This is a genomic window from Micromonospora citrea, assembly GCF_900090315.1.
Lineage (GTDB): Bacteria > Actinomycetota > Actinomycetes > Mycobacteriales > Micromonosporaceae > Micromonospora > Micromonospora citrea.
The window spans coordinates 3484205-3504767 of sequence record NZ_FMHZ01000002.1 but is presented as its reverse complement, the minus strand read 5'-3'; the positions used below and the strand labels follow the sequence as shown (position 1 = coordinate 3504767).

19 protein-coding genes are annotated in these 20563 nt (G+C 75.8%); 11 read left to right on the top strand and 8 right to left on the bottom strand.

The genetic code is table 11. The features are described from left to right. Nucleotides 1–59: 59 nt before the first annotated feature. Nucleotides 60–1046, top strand: a complete 987-nt coding sequence (locus GA0070606_RS16045; RefSeq protein ID WP_091100411.1) for an L-threonylcarbamoyladenylate synthase — start codon at nucleotides 60–62, stop codon at nucleotides 1044–1046. Between the two features lie 88 nt (nucleotides 1047–1134). Further along, complete coding sequence (locus GA0070606_RS16040; RefSeq protein WP_091100408.1) at nucleotides 1135–1554, top strand: CBS domain-containing protein; 420 nt, start codon at nucleotides 1135–1137, stop codon at nucleotides 1552–1554. 88 nt (nucleotides 1555–1642) lie between these two features. Here the strand turns inward: GA0070606_RS16040 and GA0070606_RS16035 are convergent, their stop codons facing one another. Together GA0070606_RS16035 and GA0070606_RS16030 are read right to left on the bottom strand one after the other, a co-directional pair. Further along, the gene (locus GA0070606_RS16035; protein WP_091107798.1) at nucleotides 1643–2446 is read right to left on the bottom strand and encodes an MBL fold metallo-hydrolase; all 804 of its coding nucleotides are present in this window, start codon (nucleotides 2444–2446) and stop codon (nucleotides 1643–1645) included. 50 nt (nucleotides 2447–2496) lie between these two features. Then, entirely contained in the window at nucleotides 2497–6957 is a 4461-nt protein-coding gene (locus GA0070606_RS16030; RefSeq protein ID WP_091100405.1) for a cation-translocating P-type ATPase, read from the bottom strand. 382 nt (nucleotides 6958–7339) lie between these two features. On the opposite strand from GA0070606_RS16030, the gene GA0070606_RS16025 reads away from it, so the two are divergent. The 4 genes from GA0070606_RS16025 (at nucleotide 7340) to GA0070606_RS16010 (ending at nucleotide 10917) form a co-directional block, all read left to right on the top strand. Beyond that, entirely contained in the window at nucleotides 7340–8737 is a 1398-nt protein-coding gene (locus GA0070606_RS16025) for an MFS transporter (RefSeq protein WP_245724704.1), read from the top strand. Nucleotides 8738–9057: 320 nt separating this feature from the next. Continuing rightward, a complete protein-coding gene (locus GA0070606_RS16020) occupies nucleotides 9058–9843 on the top strand; it encodes an SDR family oxidoreductase (RefSeq protein WP_091100401.1) in 786 nt (261 codons plus the stop codon). Between the two features lie 37 nt (nucleotides 9844–9880). Then, complete coding sequence (locus tag GA0070606_RS16015) at nucleotides 9881–10075, top strand: hypothetical protein (protein ID WP_091100397.1); 195 nt, start codon at nucleotides 9881–9883, stop codon at nucleotides 10073–10075. Nucleotides 10076–10368: 293 nt separating this feature from the next. Beyond that, nucleotides 10369–10917, top strand: a complete 549-nt coding sequence (locus GA0070606_RS16010; RefSeq protein ID WP_091100394.1) for a YbaK/EbsC family protein — start codon at nucleotides 10369–10371, stop codon at nucleotides 10915–10917. A gap of 108 nt (nucleotides 10918–11025) precedes the next feature. On the opposite strand, the gene GA0070606_RS16005 is transcribed toward GA0070606_RS16010, so the two are convergent. The 4 genes from GA0070606_RS16005 to GA0070606_RS15990 are packed head-to-tail and all read right to left on the bottom strand — an operon-like array spanning nucleotide 11026 to nucleotide 14414. Beyond that, on the bottom strand, nucleotides 11026–11658 hold the full coding sequence (locus GA0070606_RS16005; protein ID WP_091100390.1) for a DsbA family oxidoreductase: 633 nt from the start codon (nucleotides 11656–11658) through the stop codon (nucleotides 11026–11028). 20 nt (nucleotides 11659–11678) lie between these two features. Beyond that, nucleotides 11679–12107 carry a SufE family protein gene (locus GA0070606_RS16000; RefSeq protein ID WP_091100385.1) on the bottom strand — a complete coding sequence of 143 codons (429 nt, stop codon included), beginning with the start codon at nucleotides 12105–12107 and terminating at the stop codon, nucleotides 11679–11681. A 54-nt stretch (nucleotides 12108–12161) separates the two neighbouring features. Beyond that, on the bottom strand, nucleotides 12162–12587 hold the full coding sequence (locus GA0070606_RS15995; RefSeq protein WP_091100381.1) for a CBS domain-containing protein: 426 nt from the start codon (nucleotides 12585–12587) through the stop codon (nucleotides 12162–12164). Nucleotides 12588–12644: 57 nt separating this feature from the next. Next, nucleotides 12645–14414, bottom strand: coding sequence for a proline--tRNA ligase (locus tag GA0070606_RS15990; RefSeq protein ID WP_091100376.1), 1770 nt, complete (start codon nucleotides 14412–14414; stop codon nucleotides 12645–12647). A gap of 152 nt (nucleotides 14415–14566) precedes the next feature. Here GA0070606_RS15990 and GA0070606_RS15985 point away from each other — a divergent pair, with 152 nt between their 5' ends. The 4 genes from GA0070606_RS15985 (at nucleotide 14567) to GA0070606_RS15970 (ending at nucleotide 17635) form a co-directional block, all read left to right on the top strand. Continuing rightward, the gene (locus GA0070606_RS15985; protein WP_091100373.1) at nucleotides 14567–15097 is read left to right on the top strand and encodes a SigE family RNA polymerase sigma factor; all 531 of its coding nucleotides are present in this window, start codon (nucleotides 14567–14569) and stop codon (nucleotides 15095–15097) included. Next, complete coding sequence (locus GA0070606_RS15980; RefSeq protein ID WP_091100370.1) at nucleotides 15094–16257, top strand: TolB-like translocation protein; 1164 nt, start codon at nucleotides 15094–15096, stop codon at nucleotides 16255–16257. The genes GA0070606_RS15985 and GA0070606_RS15980 overlap by 4 nt, the downstream gene beginning before the upstream one ends. A 160-nt stretch (nucleotides 16258–16417) precedes the next feature. Continuing rightward, the gene (locus tag GA0070606_RS15975) at nucleotides 16418–17185 is read left to right on the top strand and encodes an SGNH/GDSL hydrolase family protein (RefSeq protein WP_091100366.1); all 768 of its coding nucleotides are present in this window, start codon (nucleotides 16418–16420) and stop codon (nucleotides 17183–17185) included. A gap of 3 nt (nucleotides 17186–17188) precedes the next feature. Continuing rightward, nucleotides 17189–17635 carry a hypothetical protein gene (locus GA0070606_RS15970; protein ID WP_091100362.1) on the top strand — a complete coding sequence of 149 codons (447 nt, stop codon included), beginning with the start codon at nucleotides 17189–17191 and terminating at the stop codon, nucleotides 17633–17635. Between the two features lie 113 nt (nucleotides 17636–17748). Here GA0070606_RS15970 and GA0070606_RS15965 read toward each other — a convergent pair whose 3' ends face one another. Both GA0070606_RS15965 and GA0070606_RS15960 read right to left on the bottom strand, forming a co-directional pair. Then, entirely contained in the window at nucleotides 17749–19026 is a 1278-nt protein-coding gene (locus tag GA0070606_RS15965) for a WD40/YVTN/BNR-like repeat-containing protein (protein WP_091100358.1), read from the bottom strand. Continuing rightward, nucleotides 19019–19546 carry an RNA polymerase sigma factor gene (locus GA0070606_RS15960; protein ID WP_091100354.1) on the bottom strand — a complete coding sequence of 176 codons (528 nt, stop codon included), beginning with the start codon at nucleotides 19544–19546 and terminating at the stop codon, nucleotides 19019–19021. Before GA0070606_RS15960 ends, GA0070606_RS15965 begins: the two co-directional genes overlap by 8 nt. Nucleotides 19547–19654: 108 nt before the next feature. On the opposite strand from GA0070606_RS15960, the gene GA0070606_RS15955 reads away from it, so the two are divergent. Next, complete coding sequence (locus tag GA0070606_RS15955) at nucleotides 19655–20557, top strand: sulfurtransferase (RefSeq protein ID WP_091100351.1); 903 nt, start codon at nucleotides 19655–19657, stop codon at nucleotides 20555–20557. Nucleotides 20558–20563 lie beyond the last annotated feature (6 nt).

Here is a 20563-nt window from a genome sequence, read left to right as displayed (position 1 = left end):
CGTCACAGTCCGCACGGTCGGCCACGGGCACCGCGCCGCGGCAGGTTAGCGTCGCAGGTGTGACCACCGGAACCCCACGCGTGCTCCCGGCCGACAGCGGCATCGCCGAGGCCGCCTCCGTCCTGCGTACCGGCGGGTTGGTGGCCTTTCCCACCGAGACCGTCTACGGGCTCGGCGCGAACGCGCTGGACGCCCGCGCGGCCGCCCGGATCTTCGAGGCGAAGGCGCGGCCCAGCTTCGACCCGCTGATCACGCACCTCGCCGACGCGGCCGAGCTGGAGAAGCTGGTCGGGGCTGTGCCGCCGGCGGTGACGGCGCTGGCCGAACGCTTCTGGCCGGGGCCGCTGACGCTGATCGTGGACCGGCCCGCCGCGGTCCCGCAGATCGTCACCTCCGGGCTGCCGACGATGGCGGTCCGGGTGCCGGACAACGCGTACGCGCGGGCGCTGATCGCCGAGGCGGGGGTGCCGGTGGCGGCGCCGAGCGCGAACCGGTTCGGCCAGCTCAGCCCGACCCGGGCCGAGCACGTGGTGCGCGGCCTGGGCGCCGCCGTGGACGTGGTGCTCGACGGCGGGCCGACGCGCTGCGGGATCGAGTCGACCATCGTGGACGCCCGCGCCGGCCGGCCGGTCGTGCTGCGCCTCGGCGCGCTGCCGCTGGAGGCGCTGGCGGAGGCGGTCGGCCCGGTGACCGTACGCCCGGGGAGTTCCGGCCAGCCCGTCGCGCCCGGCACGCTGGCGGCGCACTACGCCCCGCGTACGCCGCTGCGGCTGGCGACGGGCGCGGAGCCGCCGGCGGCCGACGGGGTCCGGCGCGGCTTCCTGGCCTTCCGGGAGCCGCCGGCGGGCGACTGGGCGGCGGTCGAGGTGCTCTCCGCCGCCGGTGACCTGACCGAGGCCGCCGCGCGGCTGTTCGACGCGCTGCACGAGCTGGACGCCACCGGGGTCGGTGAGATCGTGGTCGAGCCGGTCCCCGAGGCGGGCGTCGGCCGCGCGATCAACGACCGGCTGCGCCGCGCCGCGGCGACCTGGCAGCCGGCGGGTTGACAGCCGCGCGAGAAACCGGTGGTGCATGGGCCGGAACGGCGGGGGTAGGAGAAACGGCAACAACCCCCGGAAGTGAGGTGTCATGCCAATGCCGACCGCACGCGAGATCATGACGAACGACGTGACCTGCATCCGTGAGCAGGACGACCTCAGGACGGCCGCCAGGCAGATGGCCCAGCTGGGCGTGGGCTCGCTGCCGATCTGCGGGGACGACAACCGGCTCAAGGGCATGCTGACCGACCGCGACATCGTGGTCAAGGTGCTCGCCGAGGGCCGCGACCCGGGCGGCGTCACCGCCGGTGAGCTGGCCCAGGGCGAGGCGGTGACGATCGGCGCCGACGACGACGCGGCGGAGATCCTGCGGACCATGAGCCAGCACAAGGTGCGCCGGTTGCCGGTGATCGACGGGCACGAGCTCGTCGGCATCGTGGCCGTCGCCGACGTGGCCCGCTCGCTGCCCGAGCGTCCGGTCGGTGACCTCATCGAGGCCATCTCCGAGCGCGGCTGACCGCGCGCACGACCTGATCGTCGCCCTTCCGACTTGGCCGGGAGGGCGACGAATCGGCGTGCGGGGCCACGAGGCGGTGGCCGGCGACTCAGGCCGGCGGGGTGAGCGGGACGGTCTCGCCCCGGGCGACGGTGCGGACGCTGCCGGCGAAGCCACGCCGGCGGGCCTCCGCCACGAAGTGGCCCAGCGGGGAGCGGAACACGGGGTAGTCGTCGTAGTGGATCGGCACGGTCAGCCCCGGCCGGACGGTCTCGACCAGGTCCGCGCCCTGCCGGGCGTCCATGGTGAGCAGGATGCCGGCGATCCGCGTGCCGCCGAGGTGGATCAGCATGGCGTCGATGTCCGGGTACCGCCGCGGGACGTCGGCCAGCATCGGCCGGTTCAGCGTGTCGCCGGTGACGTAGAGACGGAACTCGCGGGCGCCGTCGCGTTCCAGGTCGATCATCGTGCCCATCACGTCGGGCAGCAGCAGGTCCAGCGCGCCCGGCCCGTGCCTGCCCGGCATCGAGGTCAGCCGCAGCGTCTCGGCGCCCCGGTGCAGCTGCCGGGAGCGCCAGGTGGGCAGGCCCTCGGCGGCCCGGAATCCCCAGCGGCGCAGCTTCCGCTCGGCGGCGGGCGTGGTGACGATCGGCAGTTCCCGGTCGAGTTCCCGGCGGGCCACCCGGTCGAAGTGGTCGCCGTGCAGGTGGGACAGGACCACCGCGTCCAGCGTCGGCAGTTGGGCGATCCGCAGCGCCGGATCGGTGCGTCGGCGCGACCACAGGCCCTTGCCCAGGTAGGCGCGCTGCCCCCGGTGCAGGAAGTTCGGGTCGGTCAGCAGGGTGAACCCGCCGATGCGCAGCACCGTCGTGGCGGTGCCGATGAACGTGACCTCCGGCTGCGTCGTCAACATGCCCACCTCCGGGTACCCGTGATCGGCCCGCCCATGCGGGTCGGCGGCGCTCACCCCTCGGACCCGGCGTCGGTGCCCTTTCCGTCGGCCCGTTCCGGCTGGTGCGGGCCGGCCTGCGGCAGGCGCTCCACGAGTCGGGTCAGCGCGCCGTTGGCGAAGGTGGCGCCCAGCGCCGAGCCCGTGGCGATCGTCCAGCCGACCGGCCCGAGCGGCGTGCAGCCGAAGAACTGGCTGAGCCCGGGCGTCTGCACGACGGCCACCAGCACCCCCGCCGACGCGGCGGTGGAGGCGAGCACGGCCGGGCTGGTGCCGCCGGCCAGCACCGTCTGCCCGAGCTGGGTGCCGACCAGCGAGACCAGTGCGACGGTGCCGGCCCGCCGACGCCGCCCGGTGTAGCGGGCCACCGTCCAGCCGGCGGTGGCGCCCAGCGTGGTGGCGGCGGCGCGCAGCCCGATCTCCCGGGTCATCGTCTCGCCGAGCGAGGTGTCCGGGCCCTCCCGGAGCAGGCCGTCGGCGTGGTCTGCGGCGGGGGGCCGGACGGCGATCGCCAGCGCCGGGGCCAGGTCGGTGAGCAGGTTGACCAGGAGCAGTTGCCGCCCGGTGAGCGCCGACCGGCCGCTGGTGGCGGCGGTCAGCACGCTGAACGCGATCTCGCCGAGGTTGCCGCCGACCAGGATGCTGAGCGCGTGGCGCACCGAGGACCACATCGCCCGGCCCTCCGCCAGCGTGGCGATGATGGTTTCCAGGCGGTCGTCGGTGACCACCAGGTCGGCCGCCGCGCGGGCCGCCGGGGTGCCCCGCTGGCCGAGGGCGATGCCGACGTCGGCCAGCCGGATCGCCGGCGCGTCGTTCGCGCCGTCGCCGGTCATCGCGACGGTACGCCCGCACCTCTGCAGCGCCTGGATGATGCGCACCTTGTGCGCGGGGGTGCACCGGGCCACCACGTCGGTGGCGGCGAGCCGCGCCGCGAGGGCGTCGTCGTCGAGCCGGTCGAGTTCCGTCGCGGTGACCACCCGCTGTTCGTCGTGGTCGCTGATGGTCGCCGCGATGGCCTCGGCGGTGGCGGGATGGTCGCCGGTGATCATGATGGTGTGCACGCCGGCCTGGCGGATCCGCCGCACGGCGGGGGCGGCGCTCTCGCGCACCCCGTCGGCGAGGGCCAGGAAGCCGAGGAAGGTCAGGTCACGCACCTGCTCGTCGGTGACCCCGGTCGAGGAGACGCCGCACTCGGCCACCGCCAGGATCCGGTGCCCCGCCCCGGCCCGGTCGGCGAGCAACGCGTGCAACCCGCCGCGCCCCTCGTCGTCGAGCTGCTCGTCGCGTCCCCCCGGCGTACGCCAGGCGGAGCACCGGGGCAGCACCGACTCGGGCGCCCCCTTGACGCTGAGCAGCAGCCGACCCCCGGCGCGGCCGACCGTGGCGTGGTAGCCGCGTGACGGCTCGAACGGCAGGCCGCCGACCGGCTCCCACCCGTCCGCGCCGACCCGCTCGGTCACCCCGGCCGTGCGGGCGCCGTAGCGGACCGCCCGGTCGGTCTGCTGGGGCAGCTCGCGGGGGTCGTCGGCGGCCGGGGTGGCGCGCAGCGCGGCCGCCAGGATCGCCCGCAGCCCGTCGTCGAGCTGGTCGACCGGTGCGTACCGGCCGTCGTCGCCGACCCCGGCGAGCATCAGTTCCCCCTCGGTGAGGGTACCGGTCTTGTCGAAGCAGAGCACGTCCACCCGGCCGAGCGCCTCGATGGTGCGCGGGTTGCGGACCAGCGCGCCGTGCTCCGCCAGCCGCCGCGCGGCGGCCAACTGCGCCGCGCTGACCAGGAACGGCAGGCCCTCCGGCACGGAGGCGACGGCGAGGTTCGCGGCGGTCGCGGCGGTCGCGGCCAGCGGCACGCCCCGGGCCAGCCCGGCGCCGGCCACCGCCACCGCCGAGCTGGCCGCGAGGGGGATCGCGGCCCGGGTCAGCCGGCCCAGCCGGGCCTCCACGCCGCTCGCCGGAGGTGTCTGCCGGGCCATCGCGAGGCTCCGCCCGGCCTCGGTGTCCGCGCCGGTGGCCACCACCACCGCCGTGCCGCGGCCGGCGGCGACGGTGGTGCCCTCGTACAGCATCGACCGCCGGTCGGCGACGGCGGCGGCGACGACCGGCTGGTCGGTCTTGCCGACCGGCAGCGACTCGCCGGTGAGCGAGGACTCGTCGATCTCCAGGCCGGCCGACTCCAGCACCCGGCAGTCGGCCGGTACGGCGTCCCCCGATTCGAGGAGCACGACGTCTCCGGGCACCAGCTCGTCGGCGGACAGCACCCGTTCCGCGCCGTCGCGGCGCACCCGGGCGGTCACCGCCGACCGGGACAGCAGCTCGGCCAGCGACCGCTCGGTACGGTGCTGGTGCACCGCCCCGAGCAGCGCGGACCCGCCGACCACCCCACCCACCAGGGCCGCGTCGACCAGCGAGCCGAAGGTCGCGGAGAGCACCGCCCCGGCGGCGAGCACCGGGGTGAGCGGGTTGGCCAGCTCGTCGACGAAGGCGCGCAGCAGCCCGGTCGGCCCGGACGGCTGCCCGGCCGCGCCGCCGCGGCGGCGCTCGGCCTCGGCCGTGGCGAGCCCCTCCGGGCCCGTGCCGAGCTGGTCGAGGACGGCCGAGGACGGCATCAGGTGCCAGGCGGTGATCGTCGGCGCCGGGGATTCCGCCAGGTCGGGCAGCCTCCGCGCCCGCACGACGCCGTGCGCGAAGGCCAGCGCGGCCGCGCCGTTCACGGCGGAGAGGGAGCGACCGGGCAACTGGGCGGGCGCGGCGGTGAACGCCCCCAGCGCGCCGAGGCCCGTGCCGGCCAGGGCCAGGCCGATGTTCTGCCGGGTCATCCGGCGGGCCACCCCGGCCGCCTCGACGATCAGCGCCGCCACCCGCAGGTCGGTGCCGACCAGCAGGTGTGCGCCCCAGGGCGGCAGGTCCTCGGGGGCGGACATCCCCAGCCCGCAGTCGGCGACGCCGAGCGCCGCCCGGTCGCCCGAGACCACCATCACCACCGCGCCGCCGAACTGGAGCGTCCGCACCGACTCGGCCAGCCGGTCGCCGCCGGGCAGGTGGGCGTCGGCGAAGCCGTACCGCCGGTCGTCGTCGCCGGCCACGACCAGCCGCAGGCCGGCCCGGCGGGCGGCTGCCGGCAGGGCGTCGACGCCCGGCGCGGGCTCCGGCTCGACCCGCAGCACGGCCGCGAGGGTGTCGCCCTCGGCCAGGCCGAGCAGCAGCCCTCCGGCCTCGCGCAGCCGCCGGCTGTCCCCGGTGTCGCCGGGATCCTCGGCGCCCAGCGCGTCCAGCGGCCCGAGCCGCCAGCCGTCGGCCCGCCGCAGCCCCGCCGGGGCGCCCGGGTCGAAGAGCGCGAACGCGCGCGCCGCCACCTGCCCGGTGTCCGCCCCCGCCAGCGGCGCCAGGTCCGCGAGCACACCCCGGTCGGAGCCGAGCACGGCGGCGTCCAGCACCACCGTGTCGATCTGGTCGAGTTGGCGCAGCACGCCGCGGTCCATCGCGATCACCCCGCGCCGGGCGAGGATCCGGCCGAGCTGCGCGGCGTACCCCTCGCGACCGCTGCCGGGCGCCTTCGGCAGCGCGGAGAGCCCCAGCGCGGCGGCCCGCTTCCGCCCGACGACCGGTGTGGCGGCGGCCGCGGCGGCGGCGCCGGCGGCGAGCATCCGGCTGACGTGCTTCTCGACGAGGCCGTCCGGCTTCGGGCGGGGACGTTCGAGCTGCGGCACCCGGGCCACGGCCCGCTCCGGATCGCCGGTCAGCCGCGGCTCCGCCCGCGCCCAGGCCCGGATGTGGGCCCGCGCCTCGCCCCACTGCACCACCCGCTGCGCCCCGTCGAGCACGATTCCGGTCCACCCGCCGGTCAGGCCCTGCACGACCGCCTCGGCGAGCGGGAACAGCAGTTCGGCGCGGGGGTCGGCGCGCAGCCCCCGGTCGGCCAGCGCGTGCAGCTTCGGGTGCAGGTCGACCGCGCCGAGCAGCCCGGCGACCTCCCCGGGCACCGGGGTGAAGGGCAGGATCCGGGTGGCGGCGGAGATGGTCAGGCCGAGGGCGTCTGAGGCCAGCGCGCCGAGGGTGCGCGGCGTGCGCGGCCCCTCCTCGGGCGGATGCGGCGGCGGGACCTCCGGGTCCGGTTCGTGCGGGCAGGTGCGTTCCGCCCGGGCGACGGTGGCGACGAGGTCGCGCAGCTCCGGCTCCGGCGTACCGACGGCCACGACCACCCGGCCCGACGGCGCGTTGACCCGCGCCCACTCCACCCCCGGCACCCGCTCCAGCGCCGCCTCGACCTGCCGGGCGAGGGCGTCTCCGCCGTTCTGGCAGACGCCGTGCACCTCGATGTGGTGCCGACCGGGCCGGGACCAGATCCGGCGGCTCGTGAGCCCGGCCGCCCGGGCCAGCCGGGTGGCGGCGGCACCGACGCTTCGGGACGCCTCGCCGACGACCTGCGGCACGGCCACCGAGGGCAGGAGCCGGCCGGCGGCGCGGCCCAGCGAGGTCATCGAGGCGTACGACCGGCCGGGCGTCGGCCGGGCCCCCCGTCGCTGTTGCTGCCGCCGTACGCCATCTCGCCTCCCGTGCCTCCGCTCCGGCGGCCTGGCTTCCCGGCGGACCGTCGGTCATGCCCCCGGAGCAGGGGAATTTTCCGTGGGCACGGGACGGTGGGCACACGCCCCTGGTCGCCCCTACGGGCAGGCCCATGTGTCCGGGGAGCCAGGCCCGTGGTGCCCGGAGAGAGCCGGGTCACCCTTGACCTCAAGCCCGGTTGAGGCCCGACGCTGGCCTCATGCTGATCGAACTGCTCCGCGCCGAGGTAGGCCCGTCGGACCCACGGACCCGCATTCGCCACCGACCGCTCTGGCTGCCGCGCCCGGCGGGCCGGCGGTGACCGCCACGGCGGCGCCCGCCGGCCCGGTTCCGCCCACGGCGGGGCTCTTCGCGCCACGGCTGCGCGCGATGACGGTCGGCAGCGTCGCCCTGGTCTCGCTGCTGGCGTTCGAGGCGCTGGCGGTGGGCACGGCGATGCCGACCGTCGCCCGCAGCCTCGACGGGCTGGCCCTCTACGGGATCGCCTTCGGGGGCCCGTTCGCGGCCGGCGTGCTGGCGATGGTCGTCTCCGGCATCTGGTGCGACACGCGGGGCCCCCGGGCGCCGATGTGGCACGGACTCGTGTGGTTCGTGGTGGGGCTCCTCGTCGCCGGCGGCGCCACGGCCATGAACGCCCTGGTGGTCGGCCGGATCGTGCAGGGGTTCGGTTCCGGCCTGCTCTCGGTGGCGCTCTACGTCATCGTCGGGCAGGCGTACCCGGAGGCGCTGCACCGGCGGATCTTCGCGGCGTTCGCCGCCGCGTGGGTCGTGCCCTCGCTGGTCGGGCCGGCGCTGGCCGGACTGATCGTGGAGCACCTCGGCTGGCGGTGGGTCTTCCTGGCGGTGCCGGTGGTGGCCGTGCCGGCGGTGCTGCTGATCCACCCCGGGCTGCGCGCGATCGGCACGGGCACGACGGCGGGCCTGCCGGCCGGCGCGGCCGCCCGGATCGGCTGGGCCTGCGGGGCGGCGGTGAGCGCCGCACTGTTGCACATCGGGGGTCAGCAGCGCGGCGCCACCGCCGTCGGGCTGGTCGCCCTGGCGCTGGTCGGGCTGCTGGTCTGCGCGCCGAGGCTGCTGCCGGCCGGGTTCCTGCGCGCCGGCCGGGGGCTGCCGACGGTGATCGGGCTGCGCGGTCTCGCCTCGGCGGCGTTCGTCGGCGCCGAGGTGGTGATCCCGCTGATGCTCTCCCGGGAGCGCGGGCTGTCGCCGACGGCGGCGGGGCTCGTCCTCACCACCGGCGCCCTCGCCTGGTCGCTGGGCTCCTGGGCGCAGGGCCGGATGCCCGCGCCGCGATCCCGGGCCACCCTGCCGAGAGCCGGGCTCACCTGCATCGCGGTCGGTACCGCCGTGGTGACGCTCGCTGTCGCGCCCGCGGTTCCGGTGTGGGTCGGGGTGCTCGGCTGGGCCGGCGCGGGGCTTGGGATGGGGCTGCTCTACCCGTCACTGTCGGTGCTCACGCTGGAGTTGTCCGCCCCGGGTGAGCAGGGCCGCAACAGCTCCTCCCTGCAACTCGGCGACTCGCTCTTCGCGGCGACCGTGCTGGCGCTCACCGGCGCGGTGCTGGCCGCCGGCGCGGTCCCGGGGCCGGGCAGCTACGCCGGCACGCTGGCGGTGGCCGCCGGACTGGCCGTGCTGGGCGTCCTGATCGCCGGCCGGGTGGTGCCCGGCCCGTCCGCCGTCCGCCCGGCCGACTGACTCCGCTCCGGGGCGGCAGGTCGGCTCCGCGGCCGGGCCGGCCGGCGGGCCCTGTGCGGGTCGGCCGGGGAACCGTCCAGGCAGGTCGGCGGACCATCCTGCCGGGCTGCTTCCGCGCGGGACGTCGTGCGGGGATGCGGCGAACCGATCCGGGCCGCAGGGCCGGGCCGGGAGGATGGGCGGGCGATGAACTTCCTGACGATCCTGCCGATGGCCGTGGTGATGGTCGCCGGGTCGCAGCTGGGGCGCGGATCGCCGGTCGCGAGGTGGGCGAGGGCTCGGCACGCGGCGGGGTGCGGAACTCGGAGAGGGAGGAAACCATGCGGGTGCTGGTCACCGGGGCGGGCGGTCGGCTCGGACGGGTGGTGCTGCCCCGGCTGCGCGACGAGGGCTGGGCCGTGCGGGCGACGAGCCGGCGGGCGCGTACCGGGGCGTCCGAGGAGTGGGTGGTGGTCGACCTGGCCACCGGGGAAGGGCTCACCGAGGCGGTGGCCGGCGTGGACGCCGTCCTGCACCTGGCCTCGTCCCCGAACCGGGGGCGGCGGACCCACGCCGTTGACGTGCTCGGCACCCGCCGGCTGGTCGTCGCCGCCGGGCAGGTGGGCGTACGGCACCTGGTCTACGTCTCGATCGTCGGGGTGGACCGGGTGCCGATCCCCTACTACCGGCACAAGCTCGCCGCCGAGCAGGTCGTGGCGGCCGGGCCGGTGCCGTGGACCGTGCTGCGGGCGACCCAGTTCCCGGAGTTCCTCGACGACATGCTGCGCGGCGCGAGCCGGCTCGGCCCGGTGCTCGGCGACCCGGCGGTGCTCGCCCAGCCGGTCGACCCCGCCGAGGTCGCGGACCGGCTGGTCCGGCGGCTCGCCGCCGGTCCGCTGCACGGCATCGAGGAGTACGGCGGCCCGGAGGTGCTCCGCTTCGACGCGGCCGTCCGGGCCTGGAACGCCGCCCGACGGTCCCGCCGCCCGCTGCTCCCGGTGCGGATCCCCGGGAAGACCGGCCGCGCCCTGCGGTCGGGCGGACTGGTCACCGAGGCGACGCCCACGGGCGCCCGGACCTGGGCCGACCACCTCGCCGACACGTACGGGGGAACCGGCGCAAGATGAACGACCTGCGCGTTCACGTCCGGCATACCGTGACGCCATGTTCGCCATGGTCGCCACCGTCATCCTGTACGTCGCCGGCTTCGTCTTCCTCTACGGCGTCGTGCGCCTCGCCATCCGTCACGCCCTGGAGGAGATGGAGGTGCGTCGGGTCCAGGCCCAGCGGGCGGAGGAGTTGGCCGCCGCGCGGGACCGCACCCTGCTTCGCGAGAACGGCTTCCTCACCGGCAGCTGACCCGTGCCCGCCCGTCCGGTGACCGGTCGCCGGACGGGCGGGCTACCGGGGGCCGACGTGACGGGCCTCCGACGCGGCTCCGGGGCCGACGTGACCGGCGGGCTCTGTCGACGCAGCGGGCCGGCGGCGTGACCGGTCTCCGGCGCGGACTCCTGCCGACGCATTGGGCCGGGGCGGCGCGGCCGGTGGCGTCGCAGGCTCCTGCGACGGATCGGGCCGGGCAGGTGGCCCGGACCCGGGGGTGAGGGCTCCGGTGGGCGGGGCGAGCCGCTTGGTGCGAGGATCGCAGCGTGATGGGGACGCTGAAGACCGAACCCGCCCGCGCCCGGCTCGACCTGCTCGCCCCGCCGGTCGCCGCCGCCCTCGGGCAGTGGCCCGCCGACGCTCCGGTGGACGCCGACGACGTGCTGGTGGCGCCGATCGACGCCGAGCTCGCCGACACCGCCGCCTTCTGCGCGGCGTACGAGGTGGGGCTGGACGTGTCGGCCAACTGCGTGGTGGTGGCCGGCAAGCGCGAGGGGACGGTCCGCTACGCGGCCTGCGTCGTGCTCGCCACCACCCGGGTCGACGTCAACGGGGTGGCCCGTCGGGCGCTCGACGTCCGTAAGGCGAGCTTCGCGCCGATGGCCGACGCGGTGGAGCTGACCGGCATGGAGTACGGCGGGATCACCCCGATCGGCCTGCCGGAGCAGTGGCCGATCCTGGTCGACTCCCGGGTGATCGCCACCCCGCACGTGATCATCGGTTCCGGCGTACGGCACAGCAAGATCGCGCTGCCCGGGCCCGCGCTCGGCGCGTTGCCCGGTGCCCGCGTGGTGGAGGACCTGGCCCGACCCGCCTAGCCGCTGATCGGCGTCGATACCGTTGCACGTGAAACATTGCCGGCCGCCCGCGAACCGCGAGTGCCGTCGGGGCCGGCCGCAGCCCAGTCGCGCCGGCACGTCGGCGGGTCAGTCGGCGGCCTCGCGGCGCTCCACCTCGGCCAGCGCGGCGAGCAGCGTCTCCGGTTCCTGGGCGCCGGTGACCGCGTACTTCCCGGCGAGCACGAACGTCGGCACGCTGGTCACGCCGATCTGGCGCGCGGCGGCCAGCTCGGCGGAGACCTCCGCCACCCGCTCGTCGGAGTCGAGGAAGCGGCGGGCCTCCGCCTCGTCGAGGCCGACCTCGCCCGCCAGTGCGGCGAGCGCGTCCCGGGAGCCGACGTCCACCCCGTCGGTGAAGTGGGCACGGTAGAGCGCGTCGACCGTCTCGGAGGCGCGCCCCCGCTCGGTGGCCCAGGCCACCAGCCGGTGCGCGTCGAAGGTGTTGGCGGCGACCGCCCGGTCGAAGTCGAGCTTCAGCCCGACGCCGGCGGCCACCTCGGTGACGTGCCCGAACATCTGCCGGGCGCGGTCCTTCCCGCCGAACCTGGCGGCGATCGCCTCGACCAGCGGGCGCGGCTCGGGCACCGGCGACGGGTCGAGCTGGTAAGGCCGGTAGCGGACGGTCACCTCGCCGTCGTACGACTCCAGGGCCTGCTCCAGCCGGCGCTTGCCGATGTAGCACCAGGGGCAGGCGACGTCGGCGTAGATCTCGATCTCCATGGCGGGTGACAACCCCCGGATCAGCCGATCTGTTCCCTGACCTGGCGCTTGAGCCGGGCGAGGATGGCCGTGCCGCCGCGCACCCGCAGCGGGCTGATCGCCTGCGCCAGCCCCATCCGCTGGTAGAGGTCGTCGGGGACGGCGAGCACCTCGTCCGGGCTCGCGCCGGCCAGCCCATCGGCGAGGATGCCGGCGAACGCGCGCGTGGTCGGCGCCTCCGGCGGGCAGTCGAAGAGCGTCTCCACCGTCTTCTCCGGCGTCACCCGGGCGCGCAGGAAGAACGCCGTCTGGCACTCCGGCACCTGCTCCATGCCCTCCCGGTCGGCGGAACCGGCGGGCAGCGGCGGGACGACGTCGGAATACTCCAGCAGCATCTCCAGCACGACGTCGCGGGGCGCGGCGGCGAACTCGTCGACGATCTCGGACAGCCTGGCCGGCATGGAAGACATGCCTCCGAGGCTACCGCCGTCGCGAGCCGGGCCTGCCGCGCCGCCGCACCGGAATCAGACGGTCGGCGCCTGCTCGCTGATCTCGCTCAGCGCCGAGTTGGGGTCGAGCTGCATCGCGAGGTCGCCGAGGGAGACGATGCCGACCAGCTTGCGTTCGGCGTCGCAGACCAGCACCCGCCGGATGCCCCGCTCCCGCATGAGGGCCGCCGCCTCGGCGGCGGTCGAGTGCTGCTCGATCATCACCACCTCGCGGGTGATGATCGAGCCGATCGTGGTGCTGGCCGGATCGCTGCGTTCGGCCACCGCGCGCACCACGATGTCCCGGTCGGTGAGCATGCCGGCGAGGGTGGCGCCGTCGGTGACCACCACGTCGCCGATGTCCGCCTCCTTCATCACCCGGGCCGCCTCGTCCAGGGTGGTCTCGGCGGGCAGGTAGATGACCTGCCTCGTCATCACGTCGCTGACCCGGTAACCGGTCATGAGAGCCTCCAGAGGAACATCCGGCCGATCGGAGTGCGGTACCCCGTGGCGCGTCCGCTACACCATGTCGCCGCGCTCCCGGCGCACCTCCGCGACGAGCCGTTCGGCCAGCCCGTCGACCGGCAGTTCGACGCGCTCGTCGGTGGCGCGGTCGCGCACCTCGACGTACCCCTCGGCGAGGCGGCGACCGACCACGACGGCGCGCGGGACGCCGACCAGCTCGGCGTCGGTGAACTTCACCCCCGCCGACACGTGCGTCCGGTCGTCGACCAGCACCCGCAGCCCGGCGGCGGAGAGCCGCCCGCCGAGCTCCAGCGCCGCCTCCAGCTGCGGCCCCTTCCCGGCGGCCACCAGGTGTACGTCGCACGGCGCGACCGCCGCCGGCCACACCAGTCCCCGCTCGTCGTGGTGCTGCTCGGCGATTGCCGCCACGGCCCGGGAAACCCCGATGCCGTAGCAGCCCATGGTCAGCCGGACCGGCTTGCCGGCCGGGCCGAGCACGTCGACGGCGAAGACGTCGGTGAAGCGGCGGCCGAGCTGGAAGATGTGCCCGATCTCGATGCCCCGCCGCATGGTCAGCTCGCCGGTGCCGCAGGCCGGGCAGGGGTCGCCGGGGCGCACCTCGGCGGCCTCGACCGTGCCGTCCGGCACGAAGTCCCGCCCGCAGACCACCCCCGTGGCGTGCCGGCCCGGCTCGTTCGCGCCGGTCAGCCAGGCGCTGCCCGGCACCACCCGCGGGTCCACCAGGTAGCGGATGCCGAGCTTCGCCAGCACCTGCGGGCCGATGTAGCCCCGGACCAGCTCGGGGTGGGCGTCCCAGCCGTCGAAGACGTCCACGGTGGCCGGCGCGACCGCCGCCCCGAGCCGCTTCAGGTCCACCTCGCGGTCGCCGGGCAGCCCCACCACCAGCAGCTCGGTCTCCTCCGCGCCGGGCCGGCGCAGGCGGAGCACCACGTTCTTCAGGGTGTCGGCGGCGGTCCAGTCGTCCCGGCCGCCCAGCCGGCGGGCGTTGGCCAGCTCGACCAGGCTGGCGATGGTCGGGGTCTCGGGGGTGTCGTGCACCTGGGCCGGCGGCTGCGCGTCCGGGTCGCCGGCCGGCGGGGCGGGGGTGGTCACCGCCTCCGTGTTGGCGGCGTAGTCGCAGGCCGTGCAGCCGACGAAGGTGTCCTCGCCGACCGGCGTCGCCGCCAGGAACTCCTCGGACACCGAACCACCCATCGCGCCCGACATCGCGTGCACGATCGTGTGCTCCAGCCCGAGCCGGTCGAAGATCCGCCGGTACGCGGCCCGGTGCCGGTCGTACGCCGCCTGAAGGCCCGCCTCGTCGAGGTCGAACGAGTACGCGTCCTTCATCAGGAACTCACGTCCGCGCAGCACGCCGGCCCGGGGCCGGGCCTCGTCGCGGAACTTGGTCTGGATCTGGAAGAGCGTCACCGGGAAGTCCCGGTACGAGGTGAACAGGTCCTTCACCAGCAGCGCGGCCAGCTCCTCGTGGGTGGGCGCGAGCAGGTGCTCGGCTCCCCTGCGGTCGGCGAGGGTGAAGATGTCGTCGCCGTACTCCGTCCACCGGCCGCTGGCCCGGTAGGGCTCCGCCGGCAGCAGCGCCGGGAAGTGCACCTCCTGGTCGCCGATCGCCGTCATCTCCTGCCGGATCACCTCGGCGACCCGGTCCAGCACCAGCTTGCCCAGCGGCAGCCAGGTGTAGCCGCCCGGTGCCGCGCGGCGGACGTAGCCGGCGCGCAGCAGGAGCCGGTGGCTCGGCACCTCCGCGTCCGCCGGGTCCTCGCGCAGGGTCCGGAGCAGCAGGGTCGACATGCGCAGCAGCATTGGCGCAGCGTACGACCGGGGCTGCCGGGCGGGCGATCCGATTTGTCACCCCGGAGGAAATTTCCCGCCGCCGACGGCAACCACGCCGGATCGGGGTGACGTCTGGGGAGGCGTCACGACGATGCACCACCTGACCCCAAGGATCGGCTCGTGTGGACCCTCTCCTGAGTGAGTTCGACTCGTTCGTCCGGACCCGCACCCCGGCGCTGCTGCGGTCGGCCTACCTGCTCACCGGCGACCAGCACCTCGCCGAGGATCTCGTCCAGTCAGCGCTGGCCCGGACCCACCGGTCGTGGAACCGGCTGCACCACAGCGGGAACGCCGAGGCGTACACCCGCAGGACCATGTACCACCTCCAGGTCTCCTGGTGGCGGCGCCGTCGGGTCGCCGAGTCGATGCCGGGCGACATGCCCGAGCCACGCGGAGGCGGCTCGGCCCCCGACCACGCCCAACAGACCACGCTCCGGCTCACCCTGCGTGCCGCGTTGCAGAGGCTCTCCGCCAAGCAGCGCGCCGTGCTGGTCCTGCGGTTCTTCGAGGACCGCACCGAGGCCGAGGCCGCCGAACTGCTCGGCGTCACCGTCGGCACCGTCAAGAGCCAGACCTCCAAGGCCCTGGCGAAGCTGCGCACCGTCGCCCCGGAACTCGCCGAGCTGTACGCCCTGGAAGGAAGCGCCCGATGAACGACGACCGCCTCCGGCTCGACCTGGCCGCGCTCGCCGACGAGGTCAGCCCGGCCGATCTGCGCGACCGGGCCCTGCGTACCTCCCGTCGGCTCGGCGTCCAGCGCGCCGTCGCCACCTCCGCCGCCGCCGTGGTGATGCTGGGCGCGGCCACCGGCACCGCGTTCGCGCTGATGCCCCGCGACGACGGCCCCGCGCCCGTGCCGGCCACCACCCCTTCGATCACCCTCACCCCGACCCCCGGCGTGACGCCGCCGACGACCACCGCCTCCCCGGAGGCCGCGGTGAGCTCCGGTGCGGTGGGGCCGACCGCGACCATCGGGCGGGTCTTCTACGGCCCACAGCCCGGTGGCGCGGGCCCGGCGCGCCTCTGGTCGTTCCGGCCGGGTTCCGCGCCCGTTCGGCTGCTTTCCGTTCCGGTACGCGCGGCGATCGGCAACGCGGTCGTCTCGCCCGACGGCGAGCGGGTGGCCTGGGTCGACGACTCCTCGTACCTCCGGGTCGCCGACGTCGACGGCACGGACGCCCGGGTCTACCGCGGCAACCTCGTCGAGCAGGACTGCTGGACGCCGGCCTGGGCACCCGACTCCCGGCGGGTCACCGTGTCGCGCGTCGTCTCGGCGGAGCCGAGCGTGGTCACCGAGGTCGGGGTGGTCGAGCTGTCGACGGGGAAGTTCACCCGGATCGGTGACCTGCGGGGCTGCCACCCGCTCTGGTCCGCCGACGGCAAGGTGCTCGCCTTCCCCGACGGATCGACGGGGCGGGTCGTGCTGACGGACCAGCGCGGGCGGAAGAGCCGGTCGATTCCGAACGTGGGCGGGAACGCCGACAGGAGTTGCTTCGACGTCGCGAGCCTCTCGCCGGACGGCTCCCGAATCGCGCTGCGCCTGCGAGGGCCGGACGAGGAGTCGGGCGACGTGGCGCGGGAACTCGACGTCAACGCGGTGCTCGACACGCGTACCGGTAGGAAGGTCGACCTGGAACTCGGCGGCCGGAAGCTGCTCCAGGCGTACTTCCAGACGGACGGGACGCTGGTCGCCAGGGTCGGCGCCGGTGACCGCAACGTGCTCGTGCTGCTCGACGGCGACGGCCGGAGGATCAGCGAGGTGCCGGAGCCGACGTCCCTGAAGGGGCAGCAGATCCTGGGCGTCTCCGGCTGAGCCGCCCACCGCTCGTCCGGGGCCGTCGCGACACGGGGCGCGACGGCTCCGGCGTGTCCGGTGGGACCTCCGCCACGTCGGCCCGCCGGAGCGGTGACGGGCCGGCGGCCCCGGTGACAGACTGGCCGACGGTCGACCGGGACGGCAGAGGGAGGCGCGCGTGCGCTGGCGCAGTTTCGTGGCGGTGGGAGACAGCTTCACCGAGGGCATGGACGACGCCTACCCGGACGGCACCTACCGGGGTTGGGCGGATCTCGTCGCCACCCGGCTCGCCGCCGAGGCCGGCCCCGACTTCCGGTACGCGAACCTGGCCATCCGGGGCCGGCTCTTTCCGAACGTGGTGGCCGAGCAGGTGCCGGCGGCGCTGGAGATGAAGCCCGACCTGATCAGCTTCGCCGCCGGCGGCAACGACGTGCTGCGCCGTACCTTCGACCCGCACGCCCTGGTCGCCCGCTTCGACGACGTGGTGCGGGACCTGCGCTCCGGCGGCGCCGACGTGGTGCTGTTCCGGTTCGCCGACGTGATGGCCCGGCTGCCCGGCCAGCGGCTCGTCGCGCCCCGGGTCCAGTTGCTCAACCGGGCCGTCGGCGAGACCGCCGAGCGGCACGGCGCGATCCTGGTCGACCTGTACGCCGACGACACGTACCTGAACCCGATGCTGTGGAGCACCGACCGGCTGCACCTGTCGGAGGCCGGGCACCGGCGGGTGGCCGCGCAGGTGCTCAACGCGCTCGGCGTCGGCTGCGACGAGGAGTGGCTGATGGTGCCGCCGCGCCCGGCGCCGACACCGTGGCTGGCCGCCCGCGCCGCCGACCTGCGGTGGGCCGGGCAGCACCTGGCACCGTGGATCAAGCGCCGGCTCACCGGCCGCTCCTCCGGCGACACGGTCACCCCGAAACGCCCGGTGCTCGGCCCGGTCGGTGACTGAGTCGTGCTCACCCTGCACACCGCGCCGCTGCTGCGGACCGGCCCCGACGCCCCGCCGACGGCCGGGGCCGCCGTCGCGGTCCGGGCCGACCGGATCCTCGCGGTCGGCCCGCTGCCCGAGCTGATCGAGGCGTACGCGGGAGCCCGGGTCCGCCGCTGGCCGGGCACGCTCGGGCCGGGGCTGGTGCACGACGGTCCGCTGCCGGCCGCCGACTCTCCCCGCGAGCGGGTGCACGCGCTGCTGCGTCAAGGGGCCACGGGGGTGCTCGCCGAGCACGTCGCCGACCCGGCGCTGCGGGCGGCCGTGGACCGGGGCGACCTGCGGGTGCTGCCGGCGGCCGTGGCATCCGAGCTGCTGCCCGGCGGTCGCGCCGACCTGGCCGTGTTCGACGCCGAGGGCGCCTGCCTGGTGACCGTGGTGGCGGGCCGGATCGCCCACCGTCGCGCCTGACCGGGTCCGGACGGCGGGGCCCCCACCGCGCCCGGGGGACGGCCGCTCCCGCCGTGCCTGGCAGGCCCGGACGCGGCGGCGGGTCCCACCGTGGCGGCGGGACCCGCCGCGCGTCAGGAGATCCGGGTCCAGGTGCGGACGGTGCCGGAGCCGACGCCGACGATCCGGACGGTGCCGATGCCCACGACGACCGTGCCGTCGCGCAGCACGTCGACCCACGGGCTGCCGCCGGTCCCGGCCGTCATTCCGGCGCGCACCGCGGCGTGCAGTTCGGGCGGGTCGACGTAGCGTCCGTCGGACCAGAACCCGACGCTGCCGTGGGCCCCGGTGACGGCGAGGACCCCGCCGTTGGCCGCGGCGACGTCGTTGGTGTCGTCGGGCAGGTCCGGCCGCCGTTCCCAACGGTTTTCGACCCGCTGCCACACCTTCCCCGGGGCCGTCGCGTCGAACTCGCCCTCCGCGACGGTGACCAGCCAGGCGTCGTTGCCGTCCGGGGAGACCAGGAGCCGTGCGGCCCCCGGCACGGCCGGCAGCTTCCGCCAGTTCGCCGCGCCGTTGGTGCCCACCAGGACGGTGAACCGGTCGCCGTCGCGCACGGTCAGCCAGAGCCGCCCGTCGCCGCCCTCGACGAGCTGGCTGTGGGTCTCCGACGTGAGGGCCACCGGGGGCTGCGGACGGACGGGGCCGGAACCGATCCTCGCCAGCTCCGCCTGCCGGCACGTCGTGCCTCTCGCGCCGTCGTCGAGCCCGCTGGATCCCGGGCAGCGGACGAGGAATCCGCTGCGAGTGGCGACGCCGGCCTGCGCGGCCCGCGGCGGGGAGCTGGCCGGGTGGCGGGACCAGGTCGCGCCACCGTCGGTGGTGACGAGGAACGAGTCGTCGACGGCGACCGTGAGCGTCCGCTCGTCGACGGGCAACAGGTGCGCCCCGCCCGTCGGGGCGTCGATCGCCGCTGCCTGCCGCCACGTCGCCCCGCCGTCGGTGGTCCGTCCGACGGCCCGCCGGCAGCCGGTCGCGCCCGGGTCGTTCGACTCGCAGGTGTCGAAGAGCGCCCAACCGTTGCGGGCGTCGACGAAGTGCAGGTCGGCCAGCCTTCCGGGCACGCCGGGCAGGGCGGCCCTCCGCTCGGGAAGCGTGGTGGTGGGGGGCGGTGACACGGTGGGCGTCGGGGTGGGCGGGGTGGGCGGGGTGGGCTCCCCGCCCCGGCCGGCGACGGCGTACGCGCCGCCCGGCCCGGCCAGCAGGAGCGCGATCGCGCCGGCCAGCAGGCCCCGCCGGCGCCGCCGTTCGCGGACGCGGCGCTGGGCGGCCGGTACGCCTGGAGGCCGGAAGGTGGTCATCGTGTCCGCCTCGAACTCGGCGAACATCTCGTCCAGCGCGGTCTCACGCACGGTGGGCCTCCTGCCGCTCGGTGAAGTAGGTGGCCAGGGCGGCCCGGCCCCGGGACAGCCAGGAGCGGACCGTGCCCTCGGGGGCGTTCACCTGTGCCGCGATCTCCGCGACGCTCAGGTGCGCCAGGTGGTGCATCACGACGGCCCGCCGCTGGTTGGTGGGCAGGGTGGCCAGGGCCCGGCTCAGCGCGACCCGGTCCGGTTCCGGCCCGGGCGCGTGCTCCTCCCGCTGGCGGGCCAGGTGCCGGACGGCGGTGCGGACGCGGCGCAGCCGGCTGGTGGCGAGGTTCCAGGCGACCCGGCGCACCCAGGCGGACGGGTCGTCGTACGCGCTGATCCGGTCCCACCGCTCCAGCAGCCGGCAGAACGCCTCCTGGGTGAGGTCCTGCGCCTCCGCGTGGTCTCCCAGGTACGCGTACAACTGCACGGCGAGGCGGTGGAAGTGCGCCTGGTAGAAGTCGGTGAAGTCCACGGCTGGCCCGGTTGTCGGCGGCGGCCCGGTCCGTTGGCGTACGGTCATCGGCGATCCTCGGTGGTCGGCGGGTTCGCGGGTGTCACGTGTGGCGTGTCCGGTTCGCTGCACCCGTTTTCCGTTGGCCTACAGGAGATGCGGCGTACCTTGGGGACCATGTCTGTGCCGAGTGATCCCCATCCCCGACTCCAGTCGTACGCGGACCCGCAGCGGCTGGTCACCACCGGGTGGCTGGCCGAGCACCTGGGCGACGAGGGCCTCGTCGTCGTCGAGTGTGACGAGGACGTGCTGCTCTACGACACCGGCCACATCCCGGGCGCCGTCAAGGTGGACTGGCACACCGAGCTGAACGACCAGGTGACCCGGGACTACCTCGACGCGGCGAGCTTCGCCGAGCTGTGCGCCGCCAAGGGCATCGGTCGAAACGACACGGTCGTCTTCTACGGCGACAACTTCAACTGGTGGGCCGCGTACGCCCTCTGGGTCTTCTCGCTGTTCGGCCACCCGGACGTGCGGCTGCTCGACGGCGGGCGGCAGAAGTGGGTCGCCGAGGGGAGCGAGCTGACCCGGGACAAGCCGTCCCGCCCACGCGCCGACTACCCGGTGCCGCGCCGCGACGACGCGCCGCTGCGGGCCTACCGCGAGCAGGTGATGGCGCACGTCGCGGCGGGCCGCCCCCTGGTCGACGTCCGATCGCCGGGCGAGTACACCGGCGAGATGCTGCACATGCCGGACTACCCGCAGGAGGGCGCGCTGCGCGGCGGGCACATCCCGGGCGCGGTCAACAAGCCGTGGAAGTCCGCCGCGAACGACGACGGCACGTTCAAGTCGCCCGACGAGCTGCGCGCCATCTACGCCGACCAGCTCGGCCTCGCCCCGGACGACGACATCGTGGCCTACTGCCGCATCGGCGAACGGTCGAGCCACACCTGGTTCGTGCTGCGGCACCTGCTGGGCTACCCGCAGGTGCGCAACTACGACGGCTCGTGGACCGAGTGGGGCAACCTCGTCCGGGCCCCCGTCGTGAAGGGCGACCAGCCCGGCGGCCTCGCGAGCTGACGCGTC

What these genes read in the sequence shown, in the direction of transcription:
- GA0070606_RS16040 (WP_091100408.1), top strand. Translation starts at nt 1,135, where the DNA reads ATGCCGACCGCACGCGAGATCATGACGAACGACGTGACCTGCATCCGT.
- GA0070606_RS16035 (WP_091107798.1), bottom strand. Translation starts at nt 2,446, where the DNA reads ATGTTGACGACGCAGCCGGAGGTCACGTTCATCGGCACCGCCACGACG.
- GA0070606_RS16030 (WP_091100405.1), bottom strand. Translation starts at nt 6,957, where the DNA reads ATGACCTCGCTGGGCCGCGCCGCCGGCCGGCTCCTGCCCTCGGTGGCC.
- GA0070606_RS16020 (WP_091100401.1), top strand. Translation starts at nt 9,058, where the DNA reads ATGCGGGTGCTGGTCACCGGGGCGGGCGGTCGGCTCGGACGGGTGGTG.
- GA0070606_RS16015 (WP_091100397.1), top strand. Translation starts at nt 9,881, where the DNA reads ATGTTCGCCATGGTCGCCACCGTCATCCTGTACGTCGCCGGCTTCGTC.
- GA0070606_RS16010 (WP_091100394.1), top strand. Translation starts at nt 10,369, where the DNA reads ATGGGGACGCTGAAGACCGAACCCGCCCGCGCCCGGCTCGACCTGCTC.
- GA0070606_RS16005 (WP_091100390.1), bottom strand. Translation starts at nt 11,658, where the DNA reads ATGGAGATCGAGATCTACGCCGACGTCGCCTGCCCCTGGTGCTACATC.
- GA0070606_RS16000 (WP_091100385.1), bottom strand. Translation starts at nt 12,107, where the DNA reads ATGTCTTCCATGCCGGCCAGGCTGTCCGAGATCGTCGACGAGTTCGCC.
- GA0070606_RS15995 (WP_091100381.1), bottom strand. Translation starts at nt 12,587, where the DNA reads ATGACCGGTTACCGGGTCAGCGACGTGATGACGAGGCAGGTCATCTAC.
- GA0070606_RS15990 (WP_091100376.1), bottom strand. Translation starts at nt 14,414, where the DNA reads ATGCTGCTGCGCATGTCGACCCTGCTGCTCCGGACCCTGCGCGAGGAC.
- GA0070606_RS15980 (WP_091100370.1), top strand. Translation starts at nt 15,094, where the DNA reads ATGAACGACGACCGCCTCCGGCTCGACCTGGCCGCGCTCGCCGACGAG.
- GA0070606_RS15960 (WP_091100354.1), bottom strand. Translation starts at nt 19,546, where the DNA reads ATGACCGTACGCCAACGGACCGGGCCGCCGCCGACAACCGGGCCAGCC.
- GA0070606_RS15955 (WP_091100351.1), top strand. Translation starts at nt 19,655, where the DNA reads ATGTCTGTGCCGAGTGATCCCCATCCCCGACTCCAGTCGTACGCGGAC.